Raw genomic sequence first — 20947 nt, 5'->3', positions numbered from 1 at the left:
GTCAGGGCGCAAGGATGCCGCATCGGTGTGTGGCATCAACCAACGTGATGCTCTGGATATCGACAAAAATCTGATCAAACTGGGCAGACAGCGCGTAGCGTTTGAACCCGATGGGCCCGATAAAGCACTGTATAACCGGCTCATGCAGGTTCTTGAGTATGTAGACGGCCGACAGTCACTACCTATTGCTATCGTGCCCCAGGCTCGTATTGATCAGCGCATATCACCGCGGTATCTCAGCATTGAAGAACGTGAGCTTATTTCTGATTTGCATCATCAGGGAGTAGGAGTGCGTGCCATAGCCCGCCGGTTGAACCGCTCACCCGGCACTATCAGCAAAGAGCTACGCCGTAACCAAGATGACTTTGGTCTGTATTTGCCCACTCATGCTCATCGCAAATCAGTGCTTCGGAGATTCCGGCCCAAAAAACGCAAGATCGACTCCGTGCCGGCTCTATGGCCAACGGTTATGGATATGCTGCGTGAGAAGCTTTCTCCGGAGCAGATTGCTGGACGGTTGCGTAAAGATCATCCCGGCGATGACACTATGCACGTGTGTACTGAAACCATCTACCAAGCTTTGTTCTTCCAGGCCAAAGGCGAGTTGAAGAAAGAAATCGCATCATGCCTGCGCCAAGGACGCACAGTGCGCAAACCGCGCGGGCAACGTATTGCCAGGAACCGATTCATCGATCCGATGGTGATGATTTCGGACCGGCCTGCCGAGGTCGAAGACCGAGCTGTGCCAGGGCACTGGGAAGGCGACCTGATACTAGGCAAAGGAAACAAGTCCGCTATCGGAACTCTCGTCGAACGAACTACCAGGTATGTGATGTTGCTGCATCTTCCTGATAGCCATGACGCTGTCGCTGTCAGAAACGCCTTAGTCAAGGCCATAGGCACTCTTCCCAATCACCTCAAAGGATCGTTGACCTGGGATCAAGGAAGTGAGATGGCAGGACACAAATCCTTTTCAGTCGCCACAGACTGCCCAGTGTACTTCTGTGACCCGGGATCGCCGTGGCAACGCGGTACCAACGAAAACACCAATGGGCTACTGCGACAATACTTCCCGAAAGGAACCGACTTAAGCGTTCACACCGAACACGACCTGGAATTCGTAGCAATGCAGCTTAACCGGCGTCCCCGCAAAACACTCGACTTCGACACTCCAGCAGAACGAATGGCCGCCCTGCTAGGGTTATCAGAAATATAGGATGTGTTTCCACGACCGCAAGAATCCGCCGATGTTTCGGTAGAAACGCGAGTATTACTGGCCGGGGACCTCCGGGGCCTCACCGGTGCGTTCATACTCAGCGAGGATGTCGATGCGACGCTGGTGGCGCTCCTCCTGGCTCCACGGCTGGGAGACAAAAGCATCCACGATGGCCAAGGCCTCTTCCTCAGAATGCATACGCCCACCCAAACCGATGAGCTGCGCATTGTTGTGCTCGCGCGCCAACTTGGCGGTCTCGACAGACCAGGCCAGCGCACAACGTGCCCCTGGGACCTTGTTTGCAGCGATCTGCTCGCCATTTCCGGAGCCACCCAGAACGATTCCCAAAGATCCCTCGTCGGCAACCACCTTCGTGGCGGCGTCAATACAAAAAGCTGGGTAATCGTCGTTGGCATCGTAGGTGTGAGCGCCACAGTCGACGACCTCAAATCCCTTGTCCGCCAAATGAGCTTTGATGACATTTTTCATTTCGAACCCTGCGTGGTCCGCACCTAGGTAAATACGCATGGTGCCAGTTTAGACGTTAGGTTCAGATACGCATTCGATGTCGGGAATCTCGGCGCTGCGATGGCGGGATTCTCGACGCTTCAATGTCGGGATTCTCGGCGCTGCGATGTCGGGATTCTCGGCGCGTGCCCCAAGCGACCACTGACCTGTCACCAGCTGTCGTGCCAAGACGTACTCGGCGACGGGGCACTCGGCGCCTAGCCCGAGATTGCCCAGACCGGCTACACTACCGAAACCTTATTCGGCAACCGGGTCTTCAGTACGCGTGCGCTTGAGCTCGAAGAAATGGGGGTAGCCACCCAGAACCATGGCCGCATCGAACAGTTCACCGGCTTCCTCACCTTGAGGCACACGGGTGAGGACTGGGCCGAAGAAGGCTGTATCGCCCAACTGCACAACCGGTGTTCCAACATCGTCGCCCACCAAATCCAGCGCACGTTGGTGCGAATCGCGTAGTTGCTGTTCGTAGGAACCATCCTCCCCCAAGCCCTTGTATGCCGCGTTGAAAAGCTCGGCTGGGGCTCCAGCCTCCGCTAAGGCCTCCTTAATTAATTCGTCATTGGCGTGCAAATCCTCATAGCTCGCCCGCTTTTCATTGTGAATTCGGTTGCCCATCGCGGTGTAAAAGGCGCCGATCTTTTCTGGGGCTTCGGTGTACACAGCAGCAGCCACCCGGGCCGGCGCCCATGCGAACTGCATACGGTCTTTATAACCTTCATCGAGCCCTTCACGGCCATCATTGAGAACCGCCAAACTCATGGGCGCCCAATCAATGGTCACATCACGGACCTTCTCAACTTCAAGCAACCAGCGACTGGTTACCCATGCAAAAGGGCAGGTGGAATCGAAAAACATCGTTACTTTGTTAGTAGCCATGGTCCCCACTGTAACGACAACCCAGACATCGCGTCTGCGCCCCCCGAGTCGGAGTCGTGTGAGAACGGGGTTAGTACACCAGCTACCGCTCTACACGTTGTCGCGCTCGGTTACTAAGGTTGGTCGCATGACTTCTACAAACCTCACACGCACCGAGGCCGCTAACCGCGCCCGACTCATTTCGAACGTGAGCTACAGCTTCAACGTTGACCTCACCGAGGGTGCCAATATCGACCGAAAAACGTTCCCCTCTCAGACCACCATCACCTTTAGCTCGGAATCTGGCTCCACCTTTGTGGACCTACGGGCCGCTTCCGTCAGCAAGGTGGAATTGGATGGGGAAGATATTACCCAGACCGCTGTGCCGTTGAAGAACGGTTCCTACGACGAAGAACAAGGCATCCAGCTCCACAACCTCACGACTGGTTCTCACTCCTTAGTCGTGGAAGCCGATGCTGTCTACTCTGCTACCGGTGAAGGCCTGCACCGGTTCCGTGACCCCGCAGATGGCGAGGTGTACATGTACACCCAGTTCGAGACTGCAGATGCCAAGCGCGTTTTCGCCTGTTTCGATCAGCCAGACATCAAGGCCACCTACGACATCACTGTTACTACACCTTCCACGTGGACTGTCGTCACCAACAATGTGGTCAGCGTGGATGACCGAAATGCAGAAGACGGCAGTAACGGCCACCGTATCCACCGCGCCACCGTCGACTACCCTCTGTCCACCTACCTAGTCGCCCTGTGCGTCGGCCCGTGGTACGAGGTTCGAGACGAATGGACCGGCACCATCACGGAACACCCCGAAATGTCCCAGGAGGCCATTGCCGAAGCAACCAAGCGTGCTCCTTTGCAGACATCCGGCGATATCACCGTGCCCCTCGGTCTGTACTGTCGCCAGTCATTGGCGGAGTACATGGATGTTGACGAGTTGCTGAAAATCACCAAGCAAGGCTTCGACTGGTATTCCGAGCACTTTGGTGTGGGCTACCCGTTCTACAAGTACGACCAGATCTTCTGCCCCGAATACAACATGGGCGCGATGGAAAACGCCGGTGCGGTGACGTTCCGCGACGAATACATTTTCCGTAGCGCAGCCTCCCACTACGAATACGAACGTCGTGCGGACACAATTTTGCACGAGATGGCGCACATGTGGTTCGGCGACCTTGTCACCATGCAGTGGTGGGACGACCTGTGGCTCAACGAGTCCTTTGCAACCTGGTCCGCTGCCATGAGCCAAGCCGGGGCCACGAAATTTAAAACCGCGTGGGTGACTTTCGCCAACAAAGAAAAAGCATGGGCCTACGGCCAAGACCAGCTATCCTCCACGCACCCCGTTTTCTCGGACGCTTCGGACATCGTGACGGTAGACGCCAACTTCGATGGAATTACGTACGCCAAGGGCGCAAGTGTATTGAAGCAGCTGTCTGCGTACGTGGGCTTGGAACCATTCCTTTCCGGCCTTCGCTCCCACTTTGCTGCGCATGCATGGTCAAATGCCACCTTTGATGACCTTCTTGGAGCCCTCGAAAAAGCCAGTGGCCGTGACCTCTCCAGTTGGGCCGACCAATGGCTCAAGACCACAGGCATCAACACGCTGGCGCCGAAGTTCCAGGTCAATGACGGTAAGTACACCAGCTTTGCCGTGACACAGCAGGGTGCAGAACCAGGCGCTGGCGAGACTCGCACCCACCGCATCGCGGTGGGTGTCTACGCCTTCAACTCTGGCCAGCTGGTTCGCACCCACAAGACGGAGCTGGACATTGAGGGGCCTGAGACCGAAATTGCAGACCTGGTTGGGGCCAACGAGGGCGATCTCATATTAGTAAACGACAACGATCTGACCTATGCCTTCATGTCGCTGGACGAAAAGTCGCTGAGTACCGCCACGGAAAACATCGACAAGATCGGGGACCCTATGGCACGTTCTCTCGTGTGGTCCGCTGCGTGGCAGATGACCCGCAATGCCCAGATGAAGGCTCGCGATTTCGTTGCCTTAGTGGCTCGCGGATGTGTGGCTGAAACCGAGATGGCAGTATTAGAACAGATTTTGCTGCAAGGGCGCTCCGCCGTTGACTCATACGCTGATCCCGCGTGGGCCGACAGCACCGGATGGGCCATGCTTCGCGATGCCTACCTTGAGGGCGTACGCACCACCACCGGAGCAGCCCAGCTCGCCTTCGCTCGCGCATTCGCCGGTTGTCTACAGTCTGCCGAATCTGCCGAAATCCTGCGGGCCCTTTTGGGTGAAACCGACGCCCCTACGGGCATCACGGGCCTCGATGTGGACCAGGATCTTCGCTGGGCCTTCATCATCGCGTTGACCGGCGCGGCCCGTATCACGAACGAACCGGAACCGACGCTCACCGCACGCATCGAAGCTGAACAGAAGACGGATTCCTCCAGCACCGGTGCAATGCGGGCGCTCCAAGCGCGCTCCGTCATCCCCACGGTAGAGACGAAGCAGAAGGTATGGGAGGAAATCACCGTCCACGGACCAGAGCGCTCCAACCTAGAACTGCGCCACCTCATGGCTGGGTTCTACCACGTCGGCCAGCGCGACCTCTTGGACGGCTTTGGCTTGAAGTACGCCGAAGTCGCCCCGTCGCTGTGGAACGCACTGTCCCCGGAGATGGCGCTGCGCACCCTGGAGGGCATCTACCCCACCTGGGATACCAGCGAAGAAACGGACACCGTGATTGCCGATATGATTGAAAAGGACAGCACCCCGGTCGGTTTGCGTCGCCCCCTCCGCGAGGGACGCGATATCGTCGCTCGCCGTAAGACCGCGGTGGTATACGACCAGTCCTAACACGGTCGCGTCCAGCTCCCACTGAAAGATGCGATCGGTGGGGATCAGGGTGGCGTCAGATAAAGGGGCGCTGGCACGCATGCGAACAGAGAGGTAGGCAGTGAGCGCGAATTTCTACGAGGCAGTCGGCGGGGAGGAAACCTTCCGCAAGGTTGTACACGAGTTCTACAAGCAAGTGCCCGCCGACGACATCCTAGGGCCCATGTACCCCGCTGACGATCTAGAAGGTGCTGAGGATCGACTGCGGTGGTTCCTCGCACAATACTGGGGTGGCCCGCAAGAGTTCAACATCCAGCGTGGCCATCCTCGGTTGCGCATGCGACATGCCCGTTTCCACATTGATGAGGCCGCGCGGGATCGGTGGTTGGAACTGATGTCCAAGGCTATGGCGACTGTCGATGAGGACACTTTGCCAGATGCGCACCGAGCAGCCATGTGGGATCACATGGAACGAGTTGCAAACATGCTGATTAACGCGCCCAGCGGGCACCCCGATTTGTCGAAAGGATCCCCACGAGAGCCTAACGCCCAATGATGGACACCGCTCCTCCCGTCATTGGGGCCCTCGTTGCGGGGGCTTTCAGTGCGGGATTGGTAGATGCCATCGTTGGTGGTGGTGGCCTGATCCTCATTCCCTTGTTGATGATTGCGCTTCCCACGGTGCCCGAGCCCAGCATCATCGCCACCAATAAAGTGGCATCCGTCAGCGGTACATCAACCGCGGCGATCTCGTTTCTGCGACGAGTGAAGGTGGATAAATCCCTCCTGACATGGGCTGTTCCACTGGCGCTGGCGTGTTCAGCGGGCGGCGCGTTGATGGTTTCCGTGGTCAACAGTGCGATACTGCGGCCCATCATCATCGTTTTATTGCTTGCCGTGGGAACCTACGTGGCGTTGAAACCCTCCTTTGGCGAAAGCTCCGCGATTACGCAGCGCAAGGCCATCTCGCGCCGGCGCTGGTTCCTAGCACTGATGGTGATCGGGTTAATTTCCGCCTACGACGGGTTCTTCGGTCCGGGAACAGGGACGTTCCTCATTATCAGCTTAACGGCGCTTCTCAGCCGATCATTTTTAGAATCGGTTGCAATGACCAAGGTCATCAATGTTTCCACCAATGTTGGCGCCCTCTGCGTATTGGCGGCTACCGGGAATATCATGTGGCTGCTGGGATTTGTCCTTGCGATAGCAAATATCTGCGGATCGGTAGCCGGAGCGCGGCTGGTGATTTCGCGTGGAACGGGCTTCATTCGAATCATGCTGCTGATCGTGGTGGTGGCGATGGCTGGGAAACTAACGTACGACCTTTTCAACGGTTAGCTGTCTGTTGCCTCCTTGCGGTGCGGGATCCGCCATCCACGCCGGAGCCTAGTGGATAGTGCGAGATCCGCCGCCCAAACCGGAGCCTGGTTGACAGTGCGGGATCCGCCGTCCCCGCCATCCACGTCGGAGCCTAGTGGATAGTGCGGGATCCGCCGTCCCCGCCATCCAAGCCGGAGCCTGGTTGACAGTGCGAGATCCGCCGCCCCCGCCGCGCATGCCCCACGTGGTTCGAGCTAGGGGTTGGGAGCTCATGAGTTCCGACTGCGCACTTTGCCGTGGCCAAGCCCCTCCTGAGGTCGACGCCCGATCCCATGTCAACGAAGCAGAACGAAAAGCCCTAAAAACGTGCTCACAACGTCATTTCATTCTGCTAATCCAGCACCCAGACAGCACCAAAAATACAGAACCAACGGCAGGACCCACACCAACCCCATGTCAACGAAGCAGAACGAAAAGCCCAACAAACGTGGCCACAACGTCATCTCAATCTGCTAATCCAGCACCCAGTGACACCGGAGATGGCGATCTGATCACGGGAACGAGCAGATCAGCTTCGTCGAGAGAATCATGGCACCCGCGCGAGCCCCCCTGGTCGGGGCGCATAAAGGGTGCCGCCTACGCCATCCACTCGAATCCACGAAGCGTGGGCACTCACTCGTGCGTAGTCGTAGGATTTCATCGCGGGATTCACAGGTTCTGGTGCCAAACCCAACGCTCCCATCGTTGCCATCATCCGACCGGTAATACTCACCTGCGCCGAATCAGAGCTCACCTCCATGAGCTCCTGATCAAGGAGGGAGCGCGCAATCCCCGCGGGACCTGAGTGCTCGCGATTTTCTGCCACCATCGCTTGGTATAACTCACGCAACACAGACCCCGGTGGGGTGTCAATCAGGGTGTATCCCGTTGCAGGCGGCAGCGCACCCCGCCACAGCAACGAACAATCCGCGCCCAAGGTAAGTTCCTGCGGTAAGTCCTGACCTGGCGTACCCGGTTCAGTCTGAATCAGTGTGGCGCCCCGTTCCGATCGACCCCGTGGCGTACCCGGTTCAGTCTGACTCAGTGTGGCACCCCGTTCCGATCGACCCCGTGGCGTACCCGGTTCAGTCTGGCTCAGTGTGGCGCCCCGTTCCGATCGACCCCGTGGGGGGACGAATCTTGAAAGGTAGGATCCCAGTGCTTCCCTGATTTCACGAGCCCGAACCACCGCGTCGTCGCTACCGACCAAAGTGCCAGGGATGCGCTGCATGTAAATGGTGGTCGTGGGCGTCGAAAAGAAAAAATCAACCGCCCCGTCAACCTGCCGCAGCCGCGCCAAAGCATCCGGATCCATAGCCAGCACCCGGTCTGCGACTTGGCTAGTTCGGCGCGCAGCGGCTTGCCATTGCTTAGCGGTACTGGCATGAACGAGATCAGGGACAACGAGACGAATTTCCATAAACCCCACTATAGGTGGGCACTTAGGAAGCGTTGTTAGCCTTCTCCACAGGACGGGTGCGATTGCGTTCGCGAGCAGAGGTTTCGGAGGAGTTCGATTCCTCGTCATCGGAAACCGGAATTAAGAACAACCCCATGTTCTTCAGGTCCTGCTCCGACCACTCGCGAGATTTTCCGGTCATCACGTCGATGCCCACCATGACGGTATCAATCGTGGACGCAACACGGCCAAGCGAATCCTTGATCTGCTGGCGCATAACGCAGGAACGGGTTCCCAGACTGGTGAAAAATGAGCTCACTGCGACCTCAGATTCACCCGGAGACAACGGGCGGGGGTAATCGATCGTCGTGTGGCGAACGAAGAACGGTGGAACGGCAATATCCATCTCCAGCAGAACGTCCTTGAGAAAAACCATGCGCGCATCTTGGGCGAATTCAAGATACTTGGCGTTATTAACATGCTGGTATTGATCAAAATCAGTCCAACGGAGTTCCCGATGGCACGTATGCCAGCGAGTATCGGTCTTCTTATTCAGAATAAAAGGCATCGCTTGCCAGTCCCCTTCGATTGTAAGTTTGTTGTCGAAGTTAAAAGGATTCCATACGGAACGTACATTGTAGCAATCGGGGCTGGTGGTAAAGAAGTTACATGCACAACCCATGAAAAATTCCCGCGACTCTTACACTTTTTCAGTGCCCAGTCACGGGAATTGGTTAAGCCGACACTACGGCGGAGCCGGCCAGAACATGGGTTGAGACCGTCGGCGGTTCCCCAAGAACGGCCAGCGAAAGCGGATGAACCAACCGGGGTTTCTCGAAGGCAGCTACCACTACACGAAGCAGCCGACGATCCCTCGCAGAACCATGCTCCCCCACGGGGGGGGGCGTGCACCGGCGGAACCTAGCGCGTCAGCTTACGGTGCGTAACGCGGTGCGGACGAGCGGCCTCGGCACCCAAGCGATCGACCTTGTTCTTCTCGTAATCCTCAAAGTTACCCTCGAACCAGTACCATTGCCCCTCGGCAACATTGCCCTCCCACGCGAGAATGTGGGTACAAGTGCGATCCAAGAACCAGCGGTCGTGGGAGATCACAACGGCGCAGCCCGGGAAGTTCTGCAGCGCGTTTTCCAAGCTGGACAGGGTTTCCACATCCAGGTCGTTAGTCGGCTCATCCAGCAGGATCAGGTTTCCGCCCTGCTTCAGGGTCAGCGCCAAGTTTAGGCGGTTGCGCTCACCACCGGATAGGACCTTGGATGGCTTCTGCTGATCCGGCCCTTTGAATCCGAAGGCGGACAGGTACGCACGGGATGGCATTTCGTTCTGACCCACGTGAATGTAATCTAAGCCGTCGGACACAACTTCCCACACGGTTTTCTCTGGATCAATGTTCGCGCGGTTCTGGTCAACGTAGCTGAGCTGCACGGTCTGGCCAATCTTGACCTCACCTGCGTCGGGCTCTTCTAGACCGACGATGGTCTTGAACAGGGTGGTCTTACCCACGCCGTTAGGGCCAATCACACCCACGATGCCGTTACGAGGCAGGGTGAAGGACAAGTCCTTGATGAGCACGCGGCCATCAAAGCCTTTCTGCAGATCCTTAACCTCAACAACTTGATTACCCAGGCGCGGTGGGGTTGGAATCTGAATTTCCTCGAAATCAAGCTTCTTGTACTGTTCCGCCTCCGCAGCCATCTCTTCATAGCGCTGCAGACGAGCCTTGTTCTTCGCCTGACGGGCCTTGGCACCGGAGCGCACCCAGGCCAGCTCTTCCTTCAAGCGCTTCTGCAGCTTCTGGTCCTTCTTACCTGCAACCTCGAGACGCTTGGCCTTGGTCTCTAAGTAAGTGGAGTAGTTACCCTCGTATGGGTACAGCTTGCCGCGGTCGACCTCACAAATCCACTGGGCCACGTGATCCAGGAAGTAACGGTCGTGAGTCACGGCCAAAACAGCGCCGTTGTAGTTCGCCAGGTGCTGCTCCAGCCACAGCACGGACTCCGCATCCAAGTGGTTAGTAGGCTCGTCGAGCAGCAGCAAATCTGGCTCGCTGAGCAGCAATTTCGCCAATGCTACGCGGCGGCGCTCACCACCAGACAAGTGTGTCACTGGCTCATCGGATGGCGGGCAACGCAACGCCTCCATGGCCTGCTCAATCTTGGAATCCAGTTCCCACGCATCGGCAGCATCAATCTGCTCCTGCAACTGGGTCATTTCCTCCATGAGCTCGTCCGTGTAGTTGGTCGCCATTTCCTCGGCGATCGCCTCGTAACGCTGACGAACCTGGAAGATCTCGCCCATGCCCTCTTCGACATTCTCGCGAACGGTCTTCTCCTCATTCAAAGGTGGCTCCTGCTGCAGGATGCCAACGGTAGCACCGGGGTCGAGGAACGCCTCACCATTCGAAGGCTGATCGATACCAGCCATGATCTTCAAAATAGAGGACTTACCGGCACCGTTAGGACCGACCACGCCGATCTTGGCGCCCGGGTAGAACGCCATGGTCACGTTATCGAGAATGACCTTCTCGCCGTGCGCCTTGCGCACGTTCTTCATGGTGTAGATGAACTCGCCCACTGTGAACTCGTCTCCGACCTTTCCGGTATAGATTTCTCACGTCACTGAAATTATCGATGTGGAAGCCGCCGAGGTTAACGCCGGCGACTACCACGCATGCCCCTCAGTGTACGTGGTCACAGGGGTCCATCCCACTTTGCGACCTGGTTGCGGGACCTGCCGCTTCTAGAATGGTGGCTTCGAGCTATTGTCCTCCTCATTTCCCCCCAACGAGTTACCGGATTGGGCTCCCACGCCCGCGCCAACCAATTCACGCTCCTCGTTGTCTTCGCTGCCACCCGCTGCTTTCTCTGCGGCTCGCGCGGTTTCCGTACCACGGGCTTCAAACTCCCCGAAATCCTCATCCTTGATCGCTTTCGCTCGCTGCCAATTCAGATCAGGCCCCACGTGGCTGGCCTTCACGCGCAGTACCGAACGCTTGACCTTTTCGCCATTCAACTCGGCTTCCCAATTGCTCTGGATCAACCGGCCAATTACCAGGACCGACATTCCCTTGCCCATGCAGTCCAGCACGTTGTTCGCTAACTTCCCCCAGCACTGCACCTCGACAAAGGTTGGCTCGCCTTCCGACCAGTTACCATTAGCATCTTGGTAGCGGTGATTCAGTGCGAGGTTGAGTAGCACCAACGTGCGCCCGTTGGCTGAATTCCTAAATTTGAGTTCCGGCTCCCTCGTGAGCCGCCCTGCCAAATGAACGGTCGCCATATTAAACACGTGTTTTCCCTTTCGTCCCCACCGAGGGCTTGTCCCCCAGTGTTTGACTCCGACGTTGCCACAATCACGTGCTCATGCCATTTTTCTCGACGCCCTGCTGTGCATAACTACGGTGAACCGCCGGCTTATCCACAGTCCACTACCTAGGCCTTGACATGGGGGCGCGTACCGGCGTGGCGTGCCAATACACTCGGTTCAATCAACCCGGCCGCACTTCTGCCCAGGCAGCGCCCTACTCGTTCTTATCCACCTGACCGCGCTTCTTCGCAGGATGGCGCTTGGTGTGCAGAGCCCCCTGGACTTCTTGATCGTGGTAGTCCGCGCTGTAGTATTCCGCGTTACCAAAATCACCACGACCCTCCGCAAGCCCCTGCAACATGGCGTTGTACGCCTCCAGTTCTTCCCCACCAGTCCGCTCTTCACGGCGGTCATGGCGCGCGGCTTCCTTGCGATCGGTGCGCATCCACTGCACACCGTGAGCAGCGGTAACCACCAGCAACGGGATCTCACCCAGAGCCCACGCAATTCCACCGCCCTTATTCTGTTCTTCCGCGAAATCCACGGGGAATGGGAAGTCCAGTTGCTTGTAGAACTCCAGATTCAAAGGGGTGGCCATTTGCATCATCGCGATACCAAACCACGCGTGGAATACCACGACGGCAAACAACGTCAACATCTTAATGAATGGGCTGAGCTGGCGCGGCGCCGCATCCACACCGATGATCACCCAGTAAAAGATGTAACCGGAAATGATGAAGTGAATCATCATGAACAAGTGGCCACCGTGATTGTCGCCGATGACGTTGAACAGGGAGGACAAATACAGGTAGTAGAACCCGATCACGAACTGAATACCGGCCACAATGGGGTTGGTGAGGAACCGCGAGACGGGATTGTTAATGAACACCACCAGCCACTCGCGTGGCCCCGGCACACCGTTGCGTCCCGCCGGTGGCAGCGCACGCAGCAGCAACGTCATGGGCCCACCCAAAACCCAAAACACGGGAACCGCCATCGACAAAATCATGTGCTGCAGCATGTGTGGGGAGAACATCGCCATGGAGTACATGCCCAATCCCGAGGACGTAGCCCAGAACAAAGTCGCATTGCCTAACGTCCACCAGAACAACCGGGACAGTGGCCAATCAATGCCACGCTTTTTCAAAGACAACCAGGCCCACGTGTAGATCCACTGCAGGATCAACGCCCCCACGCCAAACACCAAATCCAAACGGAACATGGTGAAGTAATTCGCCACGCTCGGCGGCTCCTCTAAACGGAAGCCCAGCAACAGGTCTTGGGGAGTGAGATCTAGCTGCAGCTCAATCGGAGGTGGGATGCGGGACAGGGACACTGCCACCCCGATGGTCGCAGCCATGATCAACACTTCAACCAGGGCAAGGCGGATGAAGGGACGGCGCTGGGCGTCGGAAATAGATGTGCGATCACCCTTGGCCTCTGCAGCCTGAAGTAAAGGAATAACCTTGCGACGATGTAACCAACCACAGTAGGCCAAAACAATTGTAAGGACAGCCTTCGCCGTGATAACCAGCCCATATTGAGTGGTGAACCACTCAGAGAATTTCAGGCGGATAGCCGCATTGATAAGCCCAGAGATAGCAATGCCGATGATTGCGCACAACGCGATAAAGCTATAACGCTCCACAATGACAGCGAGGTGCTCGCCCCGACGTTTAGCATGGGCAACCAAGGCCATCAGACCACCAACCCACACCGCCGTGAGGACGAGGTGCCACAACAAGGAATTCACACCATAGTCATGGTTGCCACCGCTGGCGGAGTGCCCTTCCAAGCCGAGGGGAATGAGCGAAAGAATCGAGATGGCAAAATAAACCGGCTGCCAAATCCACTTGCGCGTTGTGGCAGAGAAAATGGCCACAACGAAGGCAAACGCCGCGACCCATAACCACACGCGAGCGGCACTGACCTGGGACAGGGCAGTTTCCCAGAAAGTGGGATCCACCGCGACCGACAGCGGCTGGCCAGACACATCCGATAAGTACAGCGGTACTAGAGCCAGCGCACCCAAACCCCACACGACCATGGACCACGTGCCTGTTCGCGAGGCCTTGTACCCGTCAAGGTCCAGGTAGCCGTCCTTACGAGGCGGCGCCCCGAACGCGGCCATCATGAACGAGCCAATCCCCAGGAACGCCACCAACGTCACGGCCGAGCGCACAAACGGCAACCCGATGGTCGTGAGCTCTCCGGGATCTGGAATACCGAGAATCGCTAGGGATTCCCCCAGAAAGCTATACCCGATCGCGGCGCCGACGATGCCGGCGACAACTGCCGCCACCACGTAAAACAGCGTGGGCTTAGCGGAGGTACGCTTCTTGGCAGCGGTGTTCTTATCCACCAAGTCGCGAGTCGACGATTCTTCCGCGCCCGTCGTTGTAGATGAAGTCGCATTGCCAGTCTCAGACATGCCCCTGACATTACCGCCGTAACGCGCGAATTCCGATTTCTTGAGACGCGGGTAACAGCACTAACCACTGGCTGGCTTAGCCCGACCTCCCTCCGCCATAGAGGGAGCTGGTGGGTTAATCTAAGTAGCGTTCTGTTCCGATACGTGAGGGACAGAACTTGTCAGCCTCCGTAGCTCAGCGGATTAGAGCAGAGGGTTTCTACCCCTTGTGTCGCGGGTTCGAGTCCTGCCGGGGGCACCAGGTCTTTCGGGCACCAGGTACTTCGTGCTTCTACCCGAACGTCATCGAATGCAGCACCACTCCAGGGGCCACATCGATCTCCAACACACCTTCCCGCTTCTCCCCTCCAGGCTTTCCGGCGATATCGATCGTGCCAGGCGTGGCCGGCAAGTTGTGTTGCACTCCATCTACGGTGATCCCCGCGCGTCCAGATTTCCCGCCCGCGGCTCCGCTCGATTGCCCTGCCTGGCCGGCCCCTTCCCCTCCAGAGGCCACTATCTGTACCAACCCGGCGCGGTAATTCAATCGTAATTTCGCAGCCTTACCTGCTCGGATGAAATCGGGGCCGATAGTCCACTCCCCTTCCAATGTGTAGTTGGGAAACTCCAAGTTTGGCACTGCAGTAAAAGTGCGTGTTCCCTTGCGGTATTCCTGTTTCGAATTAGCGAAATACTCGGCGCGTTCATATCCCAGATAGGTCTCGGGATTGCGATCTTGAACGGTAGCTACTTCCTCGTTATTGAGGGGTTCCGGCAACTGCACATCGGGGTTGGCTTCCTTCAGCAGTTCTCGCACCATGTGCTCTGTTTCCGCATACTGGCCTTCACCTTCGTGAATGGAGCGAACATGACCTTTGCCATCCACCAGGTAATGTGCTGGCCAGTATTGATTGTGGTAATTCCGCCACGTCTTAAAGTCGTTATCCTGCGCGACCGGATAGTGGATTCCTTGTTCGCGTGCCGCAGCCTTGACGTTTTCTAGGTCCCTTTCGAAACTATATTCCGGCGCATGCACTCCAACGACCGTTAATCCGGCTTCGCGATAATGGTCATACAGCGCCGTAACATGCTTATTCGCACGCTGGCAATTGATGCACGCATAGGCCCAAAAGTCCACAAACTTCACGGTGCCGGATTGCTTCAGATCAACCGGCTTATCGGTATTAAACCACCCGGTTAGCCCTTCTAGCTCGGGTGCCTCGCCGCACTCTTGCAGGCCTTTATTTCCCGACGCCCGGCAGTTTTCCAAATTCCCGCCTGTGCTCCCGGCGCCTCCTGCAGCTCGGACTGAGTCGACCGTGTCCCGCACGCGCTCGTCATTATTGAACTTGGCCTGCAGTCCCTGGGACCAGTCGGGCAACGTCCTTTGCAATGCCGCCGGTGCATCAAAAGCTAGGGCAACTGCGAGGGCAATGGTGATGAGGCCCGAAACCACGGAAAACCCTTTGGTCCGGCGCTGCACCGCGGAAACTTTATCACCGGCTTTATCACCTGCCATGGCGAAAAACAGCAAGGGGATGGCAGCCCCCACGGCGAAGGACAAAGTCAGGATGACGGTTGGCCACCCCACTTCACCGGTGGCGCCGGCAACAGTAACTGCCGCGAGAACTGGTCCGGCACATGGTGCGTAGACAGCACCTAGCGCTAGTCCAACGGCCAAACCGCCTTTGTTCTTCGTTTTGTTTTGCAAAAACGTGGGCTTGGGGATAGCGAGGAAAGGTTTAGCGATGGCGTCGCCCAAAGGAGGAATCATCATCGACAAGCCCAAGATAACCAGCATGCCGATACCTACCCACCGGATGGTGGAATGGGGGAGGTCGAGGGCTGAAAGCAGACTGGTCCCCAGCAATGTAATAACGGAAAAGCTGAGCACTATTCCGGCCACCACTGGCACTGGTTTACGGCCTTGAGAGGTCACGACTGTAAAGACAATGGGCAGTACAGGGAGAATGCACGGCGAGATTCCTGTGATCAACCCTCCGAGCAGCCCGACCAGCACTAAGTCCATGGGGGTTCCTTTCAAAGATTCAACGGCTTGATGGGCGATCTAACGCTTTGGCATTCATTCGCCCGTGTCTAGTCAGGTGTTCGGAGCGTGCCCCACTTTTGGATTGCGCAAAACAAAAGAAAAATAATTTTGCTCTCTTGCAATCCACCCCGCCCGTCTGCTCCGTAGTGCTGTATGAGAGCGCTTTATCCGCGCTTTCAATGGCAGCTCGACAGTTGTCACGATTACGTTTTGAACATTTCGTTTTCTTTGGAGGAAAATCCCATGACTCGTTTCACTAAAAAAGCCGTGACCATCGCCGCATGCGCCACCATGGCTGTTGGCCTGGCTGCCTGCAACGACAAGGGTGCAGATGATTCCAAGATGGAGCCCTCGGGTTCCATGGCGCCTTCTAGCTCCATGATGCAGCCTTCCGATTCCATGTCCGAGTCCGGTTCCATGAAGCCTTCCGACAAGATGGAGGGTGACAAGATGGAGGGCTCTGACAGCATGAAGCCTTCCGATGCCATGGACAAAATGGGCGAAAAGGCCGATGGTATGAAGGACAAGATGAGTAAAGAGGGCGGTCAGATGACCGACAAGATGGGCGATAAGGCCGGCGAGATGAAGGATGGCATGAAAGACGGCATGTAAAAGTAGTCCTTTTCCCATGTGCCAGACTGCGTAGGGTCTAACATTGATCATCGTGAAAGATTCGGTCGAGATTGAAAGCGCCCTCTTGGGGCGGGTCTCTCGGGGCGATAAACGCGCCTTCGAAGATCTCTACCGACGTCTGAGCGGCAATGTTTTAGGCCTCGCGTTTTACATCCTCAACGATCGCGCTGCAGCAGAAGAAGTCACCCAGGAAGTCTTCGTGGAGATTTGGCGCAAAGCTGGGGATTTTGATGCTGGTCGCGGAGGGGCTAAATCCTGGGTGCTCCGCCTCACCCGATCCCGGGCCATCGATCGATTGCGATCTGATCGAGCTTCCCAGGCAAGGGATCATCGCGATTTTGAGCTCAACCTAGCTAACCCCGGCCCCGCGTCTCCGGCCGATAACGCAGAAGCTGCAGCTGAGCGTGCGGAAATCCGGCAGGCAATCGATGATATCGGTGAGCCCAATCGCACCGCGGTCATCTTGTCCTACTATCAAGGCCTAAGTCATAACGAGATCGCCGAACTAAATCAGATTCCGCTGGGCACCGCGAAAACTCGCGTGCGTAACGGGATGAAGCGACTCGCCTCACTACTTTCCGAGAGGGGGATCACCCAGTGAACACTGAAGACGCACTCAACCGCGCACCTGAACCCCTCGAGCCCTCGGAAGACCTCTTCGCATCCATCATGAAACACATTGATGAAGAAGATGCACGGGTGGTTCCTGGCGGCATTGCGCCCGGTGAACCCACCCCGACCGAACTCACCCCAACCGGGCCCACATCTACTGGGCCTACCCCTAACGGGCCCACTTTTACCGAGCCCACCCCGCAGCCAGATTTCAAGGCCCAACCGCGTCGAGGGTTAATCCTCCTCGCCGCGGCCACCGTAGCGATTCTGGCTGGAAGCATGGTGGTTCTCCCGCAGCTGACCAACCAGTCAGAACAAAACACCGTGGCAGAACAACCCACTTCCCCATCGCATACCCCCACGGGCCCTGCCACCGGGGTGGACCAAATGCACGACATCATGGCGGCAAAAGACCTCCGCACCGCAGATATCAATGGCCACGGAATGTCCATCGCGATCGTTGCAAGCGACACGATGGGTAAAGCTGGCGCTATGGTCCAAGGCACCCCTTCCGTCGATGACGGCATGGGTGCACAAGTTTGGGCAATCATGAGCGACGGCACAGCTAAATCTGCGGGCGTGATTGACCGCAACCCTCACTCCGATGTCTGGATGCCCCTGCCCGCGGGCACCATGCGCGTCACCATCACGGAAGAACCCGGCACCGGCAGTCAGTCCCCATCGGGGCAGATGTTGTCCTCCGAGGACGTCTCTTAGGTCGAATTCTCGCCCCTCGCCGCTGCGCCATTTTCGGCACAGCCAGTGCCGGGCGCTTTCGTTTTCACGTTACGGCGTTTTGCCCACCACAGAGCACCGCCCGGCGCCATGTTCTCCTGGAGAACCGCCCGCCGTGTTCTCCTGGACACCACCCGCTGTGTTCTCCTGGACACCGCCCGCGCCACACCGCTGCTCCCTCCTTTCGTTCGTTTTGCCTTCATCACGATCGCTGTACCCTAGTGGGTGGTTCACGTTTGCATAATCACTAACCGGCGCCCCACCCGCTGGCTACACCTAAAGGAGAATTGTCAATGACGTCCGAGCACTCACTTCCCTCACCACGCCCTGGCAGCTACGCGGTTGTCACCGGCGCGTCCTCGGGAATCGGTGAAGCCTTGGCTTTGGAACTGGGACGTCGAGGCCATGATCTTGTACTCGTTGCTCGCTCCACCGGCCCCATGCAGGCAATCGCCGACCAACTGCCGGAACGCGATGTACAAATTCGCTCCGTTGATCTTTCCGACGCCACAAGCCGCACCGAACTCGTTAGCGAACTGCAGAAGCTTCCAGTGCACATCATTATCAACTCCGCGGGCATCGCAACCTTCGGCGATTTCGCGGATCTTGACTACGGTTACGAGCGCGCTCAGTTTGAACTCAACGCCACTGCACTTTTCGAATTGACCGCAGCGGTCATTCCGGGCATGGTCAGCCGCCGGGAAGGTGGGATCGTCAACGTTGGATCAGCCGCTGGCAACATGGCAATTCCCGGTAATGCCACGTACGTGGGTACCAAGGCCCTGGTGAACACCTACACCGAATCTCTTCACTACGAGTTGAAGAAACATGGTGTGAAGTGCACGTTGTTGGCACCAGGACCAGTACGTGAGGCGCGCAAAGAAGAAGAAAAGCGCACGGGTGTAGATCGGGTCACTCCTGATTTCGTATGGACAACCTACGAGGATTGCGCGGTAGAAACCCTCGACGCTCTCGCTGCGAATAAATTGCGTGTCGTCCCTGGGCCGCTGTCCAAGATCATGAACACCTTGTCTACCTATATCCCGCGCAAGCTAAGCGCACCGGTCATGGCCAAGTTATACGCCAAGATGGCCCAAGAGGTAGCCAAGGAACAAGCCTCCAAAGCCCAGAATTCCAAGTAGTCCCCCCTCCCTCACCATCTCTCCAAAGGAGTTTGAAACCCCCATGACCAGCACGTCGGAGCACACCACTCCAAACCAGATTTCCAAAAACGATCGCATTGTATGGGTGGATTGCGAAATGACGGGGCTGGATCCCGATCAACACGTGCTGGTGGAGATTGCCGCGATCGTCACGGATGCCAACCTTAACCTGCTCGATGAAGGCATTGACCTGGTCATACATGCCAGCGAGGATGAACTGTCCCGGATGGATAGCTTCGTGTCGAAGATGCATGGCAACTCTGGGCTAACGGATCAAATCCGCGAATCCACATTGAGCGTCTCCGAAGCCGAGCAGCACGTGCTCGAGTACATCAAGCGATTCGTCCCCCTCAGCCGTACGGCGCCACTGGCTGGCAATTCGATCGCAACGGACCGCACCTTCATCGCACGCTACATGCCGGACCTCAACGAGTTCTTGCACTACCGGATGATCGACGTATCCAGCATCAAGGAACTGGCGCGTCGCTGGTACCCACGGGTCTACAACGGGCAGCCTGATAAAGGCCTGGCCCACCGCGCACTGGCTGACATCAAAGAATCCATTCGCGAACTGGCGTACTACCGAGCGGCGCTTTTCCCCGCAGAGTCCCCCTCAAGCGAAGAAGTGCACAACGCAGCCGCGACGGCTAGCGAGAATTACCCTATTTAATCCCCTTGAAATGGCTCTCAGCAGCGTTTTTGTGAAAATACATCATTGTGGTCTAACATGAAATTCGCTGTTTGAGAGCTATCAAACATGCCATGGTGGCTGTAGTTCAGCTGGTAGAGCACCAGGTTGTGATCCTGGGTGTCGCGGGTTCGAGTCCCGTCAGCCACCCCAATTTTTAACCCCGAGTTGATCCTTCTAATCACTCGGGGTTTCGTTCATGCAGCATTGGCCCCATCCACCGCAACCCTCATCCGCTCCTCCTACCATTCAGCGTCTTGTTCATCCGGCGCTCCTCGTACAACCTCCCCGGGAGGGCTACAGTGGTATCCAAGCGCCTGTCCGCAGCGCGTTCATTTAGCACCACGGAGGAAGCTCACACGCGATGTCCCAGTCGAAACCCACGGCCCACCAACAAGCCGCGTTCCGCGATATTTTCAGGGGCCATCCCGCAGGCGTTGCACTCATTACCGCAACCGTCGATGGCGAACCTGTGGGAATCACCGTGTCCAGCGTGGCATCGCTGAGTTTGGACCCCTTGTCCATCAGTTTTTCATTCATGAAGCGCACGGGCTCGGCCGAACGTATCTTGCGTTCCGAAAGCCAACTGGTTCATTTTCTTTCCGACGCCCAATCCTCCGTCGCCAAATCCTTCGCCAAACCCTCGCCAGATCGTTTTAGCGAGGAGCAGGGCTGGCAGGTAGCCGAGACTGGCGAACCTTTCTTGCCGAATTCACGTGCGGTCCTGCGTGTGAATATCCTCGATGCGGCTCGCGCAGGTGAATCTACGCTCATTGCCGCAGAGGTAACGGACGTCCTCCAAGCACCCAACCTCGCTGACCCCGAACATCAAGTCCCCGCCTTGATCTTCAAGGATAGGCATTACTTCAGCGGCGCTCAGCTGGGGTCCAAAGATGAAGTGGGTTAGCTGACCTGCGTGGCGTCGTAACCCGCCTCATCAACCGCTGCGATGATGGCGTCTGGAGCAACTGTGCCATCCTCGTCAACCCGCAGGGATCCTTCCTGCGCAGTCACGGAAATCGTGGTTACACCAGCGATCTTGGAAACCTCTTCGCGCACTGCCGCCTCGCAGTGACCGCAACTCATACCTTCAACTTTGAAAACTAGCTGACTCATAGTGGACCTCCTTGTGTCGCGATTGCTTCGTGCGTTGTGCA

Annotated in this window: 19 protein-coding genes and 2 tRNA genes; 12 read left to right on the top strand and 9 right to left on the bottom strand. The window is 57.1% G+C overall.

What is annotated here, in order from left to right; genetic code table 11:
- Nucleotides 1-220: 220 nt before the first annotated feature.
- The gene (locus tag CAURIC_RS03100; protein ID WP_156963544.1) at nucleotides 221-1216 is read left to right on the top strand and encodes an IS30 family transposase; all 996 of its coding nucleotides are present in this window, start codon (nucleotides 221-223) and stop codon (nucleotides 1214-1216) included.
- 54 nt (nucleotides 1217-1270) lie between these two features.
- Here the strand turns inward: CAURIC_RS03100 and CAURIC_RS03095 are convergent, their stop codons facing one another.
- Together CAURIC_RS03095 and CAURIC_RS03090 are read right to left on the bottom strand one after the other, a co-directional pair.
- Nucleotides 1271-1744: a ribose-5-phosphate isomerase gene (locus CAURIC_RS03095; protein WP_035115546.1), complete on the bottom strand. Its 474-nt coding sequence runs from the start codon at nucleotides 1742-1744 to the stop codon at nucleotides 1271-1273.
- Nucleotides 1745-1981: 237 nt separating this feature from the next.
- Nucleotides 1982-2620: a mycothiol-dependent nitroreductase Rv2466c family protein gene (locus tag CAURIC_RS03090; protein ID WP_290183289.1), complete on the bottom strand. Its 639-nt coding sequence runs from the start codon at nucleotides 2618-2620 to the stop codon at nucleotides 1982-1984.
- A gap of 127 nt (nucleotides 2621-2747) precedes the next feature.
- Here CAURIC_RS03090 and pepN point away from each other — a divergent pair, with 127 nt between their 5' ends.
- The 3 genes from pepN to CAURIC_RS03075 all read left to right on the top strand — a co-directional run bounded on the left by pepN (nucleotide 2748) and on the right by CAURIC_RS03075 (nucleotide 6755).
- Complete coding sequence (gene pepN, locus CAURIC_RS03085) at nucleotides 2748-5438, top strand: aminopeptidase N (RefSeq protein WP_290183288.1); 2691 nt, start codon at nucleotides 2748-2750, stop codon at nucleotides 5436-5438.
- A 100-nt stretch (nucleotides 5439-5538) separates the two neighbouring features.
- A complete protein-coding gene (locus tag CAURIC_RS03080) occupies nucleotides 5539-5973 on the top strand; it encodes a globin (protein ID WP_084588235.1) in 435 nt (144 codons plus the stop codon).
- Nucleotides 5970-6755 carry a TSUP family transporter gene (locus CAURIC_RS03075; protein ID WP_235700818.1) on the top strand — a complete coding sequence of 262 codons (786 nt, stop codon included), beginning with the start codon at nucleotides 5970-5972 and terminating at the stop codon, nucleotides 6753-6755. Before CAURIC_RS03080 ends, CAURIC_RS03075 begins: the two co-directional genes overlap by 4 nt.
- Nucleotides 6756-7323: 568 nt before the next feature.
- Here CAURIC_RS03075 and CAURIC_RS03070 read toward each other — a convergent pair.
- The 5 genes from CAURIC_RS03070 to CAURIC_RS03050 form a co-directional block, all read right to left on the bottom strand.
- Nucleotides 7324-8196 carry a DUF8185 domain-containing protein gene (locus tag CAURIC_RS03070; RefSeq protein WP_290183287.1) on the bottom strand — a complete coding sequence of 291 codons (873 nt, stop codon included), beginning with the start codon at nucleotides 8194-8196 and terminating at the stop codon, nucleotides 7324-7326.
- 22 nt (nucleotides 8197-8218) lie between these two features.
- Nucleotides 8219-8743 (bottom strand): acyl-CoA thioesterase, encoded by a 525-nt coding sequence (locus CAURIC_RS03065; protein ID WP_035115615.1) that lies wholly within the window; start codon nucleotides 8741-8743, stop codon nucleotides 8219-8221.
- A 353-nt stretch (nucleotides 8744-9096) separates the two neighbouring features.
- Nucleotides 9097-10767 carry an energy-dependent translational throttle protein EttA gene (gene ettA / locus CAURIC_RS03060; RefSeq protein ID WP_265914747.1) on the bottom strand — a complete coding sequence of 557 codons (1671 nt, stop codon included), beginning with the start codon at nucleotides 10765-10767 and terminating at the stop codon, nucleotides 9097-9099.
- 165 nt (nucleotides 10768-10932) lie between these two features.
- On the bottom strand, nucleotides 10933-11472 hold the full coding sequence (locus CAURIC_RS03055) for a single-stranded DNA-binding protein (RefSeq protein ID WP_052095152.1): 540 nt from the start codon (nucleotides 11470-11472) through the stop codon (nucleotides 10933-10935).
- A gap of 241 nt (nucleotides 11473-11713) precedes the next feature.
- Entirely contained in the window at nucleotides 11714-13930 is a 2217-nt protein-coding gene (locus tag CAURIC_RS03050; RefSeq protein WP_035115540.1) for a bifunctional copper resistance protein CopD/cytochrome c oxidase assembly protein, read from the bottom strand.
- Nucleotides 13931-14094: 164 nt separating this feature from the next.
- Between CAURIC_RS03050 and CAURIC_RS03045 the strand changes: the two genes are divergently transcribed.
- Nucleotides 14095-14171, top strand: a tRNA-Arg gene (locus tag CAURIC_RS03045).
- Nucleotides 14172-14201: 30 nt separating this feature from the next.
- On the opposite strand, the gene CAURIC_RS03040 is transcribed toward CAURIC_RS03045, so the two are convergent.
- Nucleotides 14202-15938, bottom strand: a complete 1737-nt coding sequence (locus tag CAURIC_RS03040; RefSeq protein ID WP_035115538.1) for a cytochrome c biogenesis protein CcdA — start codon at nucleotides 15936-15938, stop codon at nucleotides 14202-14204.
- Nucleotides 15939-16202: 264 nt separating this feature from the next.
- Here CAURIC_RS03040 and CAURIC_RS03035 point away from each other — a divergent pair, with 264 nt between their 5' ends.
- The 7 genes from CAURIC_RS03035 to CAURIC_RS03005 all read left to right on the top strand — a co-directional run bounded on the left by CAURIC_RS03035 (nucleotide 16203) and on the right by CAURIC_RS03005 (nucleotide 20697).
- Nucleotides 16203-16571, top strand: coding sequence for a hypothetical protein (locus CAURIC_RS03035; protein ID WP_035115536.1), 369 nt, complete (start codon nucleotides 16203-16205; stop codon nucleotides 16569-16571).
- A 52-nt stretch (nucleotides 16572-16623) separates the two neighbouring features.
- Nucleotides 16624-17193, top strand: a complete 570-nt coding sequence (locus tag CAURIC_RS03030; RefSeq protein ID WP_035115610.1) for a sigma-70 family RNA polymerase sigma factor — start codon at nucleotides 16624-16626, stop codon at nucleotides 17191-17193.
- Entirely contained in the window at nucleotides 17190-17921 is a 732-nt protein-coding gene (locus CAURIC_RS03025; protein ID WP_052095151.1) for an anti-sigma factor, read from the top strand. Before CAURIC_RS03030 ends, CAURIC_RS03025 begins: the two co-directional genes overlap by 4 nt.
- 311 nt (nucleotides 17922-18232) lie before the next feature.
- Entirely contained in the window at nucleotides 18233-19081 is an 849-nt protein-coding gene (gene cmrA, locus CAURIC_RS03020) for a mycolate reductase (RefSeq protein WP_035115534.1), read from the top strand.
- Between the two features lie 43 nt (nucleotides 19082-19124).
- Nucleotides 19125-19772: an oligoribonuclease gene (gene orn, locus CAURIC_RS03015; protein WP_035115531.1), complete on the top strand. Its 648-nt coding sequence runs from the start codon at nucleotides 19125-19127 to the stop codon at nucleotides 19770-19772.
- A 95-nt stretch (nucleotides 19773-19867) separates the two neighbouring features.
- Nucleotides 19868-19943 (top strand) — tRNA-His (locus CAURIC_RS03010).
- A gap of 211 nt (nucleotides 19944-20154) precedes the next feature.
- Nucleotides 20155-20697, top strand: a complete 543-nt coding sequence (locus CAURIC_RS03005; RefSeq protein ID WP_035115528.1) for a flavin reductase family protein — start codon at nucleotides 20155-20157, stop codon at nucleotides 20695-20697.
- On the opposite strand, the gene CAURIC_RS03000 is transcribed toward CAURIC_RS03005, so the two are convergent.
- Nucleotides 20694-20906 (bottom strand): heavy-metal-associated domain-containing protein, encoded by a 213-nt coding sequence (locus CAURIC_RS03000; RefSeq protein WP_035115526.1) that lies wholly within the window; start codon nucleotides 20904-20906, stop codon nucleotides 20694-20696. The two genes, CAURIC_RS03005 and CAURIC_RS03000, sit on opposite strands and share 4 nt — an antisense overlap.
- Between the last annotated feature and the right edge of the window lie 41 nt (nucleotides 20907-20947).

Source organism: Corynebacterium auriscanis, from assembly GCF_030408435.1.
GTDB classification, from domain to species: domain Bacteria; phylum Actinomycetota; class Actinomycetes; order Mycobacteriales; family Mycobacteriaceae; genus Corynebacterium; species Corynebacterium auriscanis.
The sequence above is the reverse complement of the archived record's forward strand: the minus strand, read 5'-3'. Positions and strand labels throughout refer to the sequence as shown.

What these genes read in the sequence shown, in the direction of transcription:
- CAURIC_RS03095 (WP_035115546.1), bottom strand. Translation starts at nt 1,744, where the DNA reads ATGCGTATTTACCTAGGTGCGGACCACGCAGGGTTCGAAATGAAAAAT.
- CAURIC_RS03090 (WP_290183289.1), bottom strand. Translation starts at nt 2,620, where the DNA reads ATGGCTACTAACAAAGTAACGATGTTTTTCGATTCCACCTGCCCTTTT.
- pepN (WP_290183288.1), top strand. Translation starts at nt 2,748, where the DNA reads ATGACTTCTACAAACCTCACACGCACCGAGGCCGCTAACCGCGCCCGA.
- CAURIC_RS03075 (WP_235700818.1), top strand. Translation starts at nt 5,970, where the DNA reads ATGATGGACACCGCTCCTCCCGTCATTGGGGCCCTCGTTGCGGGGGCT.
- CAURIC_RS03070 (WP_290183287.1), bottom strand. Translation starts at nt 8,196, where the DNA reads ATGGAAATTCGTCTCGTTGTCCCTGATCTCGTTCATGCCAGTACCGCT.
- CAURIC_RS03065 (WP_035115615.1), bottom strand. Translation starts at nt 8,743, where the DNA reads ATGCCTTTTATTCTGAATAAGAAGACCGATACTCGCTGGCATACGTGC.
- CAURIC_RS03055 (WP_052095152.1), bottom strand. Translation starts at nt 11,472, where the DNA reads ATGGCGACCGTTCATTTGGCAGGGCGGCTCACGAGGGAGCCGGAACTC.
- CAURIC_RS03050 (WP_035115540.1), bottom strand. Translation starts at nt 13,930, where the DNA reads ATGTCTGAGACTGGCAATGCGACTTCATCTACAACGACGGGCGCGGAA.
- CAURIC_RS03040 (WP_035115538.1), bottom strand. Translation starts at nt 15,938, where the DNA reads ATGGACTTAGTGCTGGTCGGGCTGCTCGGAGGGTTGATCACAGGAATC.
- CAURIC_RS03035 (WP_035115536.1), top strand. Translation starts at nt 16,203, where the DNA reads ATGACTCGTTTCACTAAAAAAGCCGTGACCATCGCCGCATGCGCCACC.
- cmrA (WP_035115534.1), top strand. Translation starts at nt 18,233, where the DNA reads ATGACGTCCGAGCACTCACTTCCCTCACCACGCCCTGGCAGCTACGCG.
- orn (WP_035115531.1), top strand. Translation starts at nt 19,125, where the DNA reads ATGACCAGCACGTCGGAGCACACCACTCCAAACCAGATTTCCAAAAAC.
- CAURIC_RS03005 (WP_035115528.1), top strand. Translation starts at nt 20,155, where the DNA reads ATGTCCCAGTCGAAACCCACGGCCCACCAACAAGCCGCGTTCCGCGAT.
- CAURIC_RS03000 (WP_035115526.1), bottom strand. Translation starts at nt 20,906, where the DNA reads ATGAGTCAGCTAGTTTTCAAAGTTGAAGGTATGAGTTGCGGTCACTGC.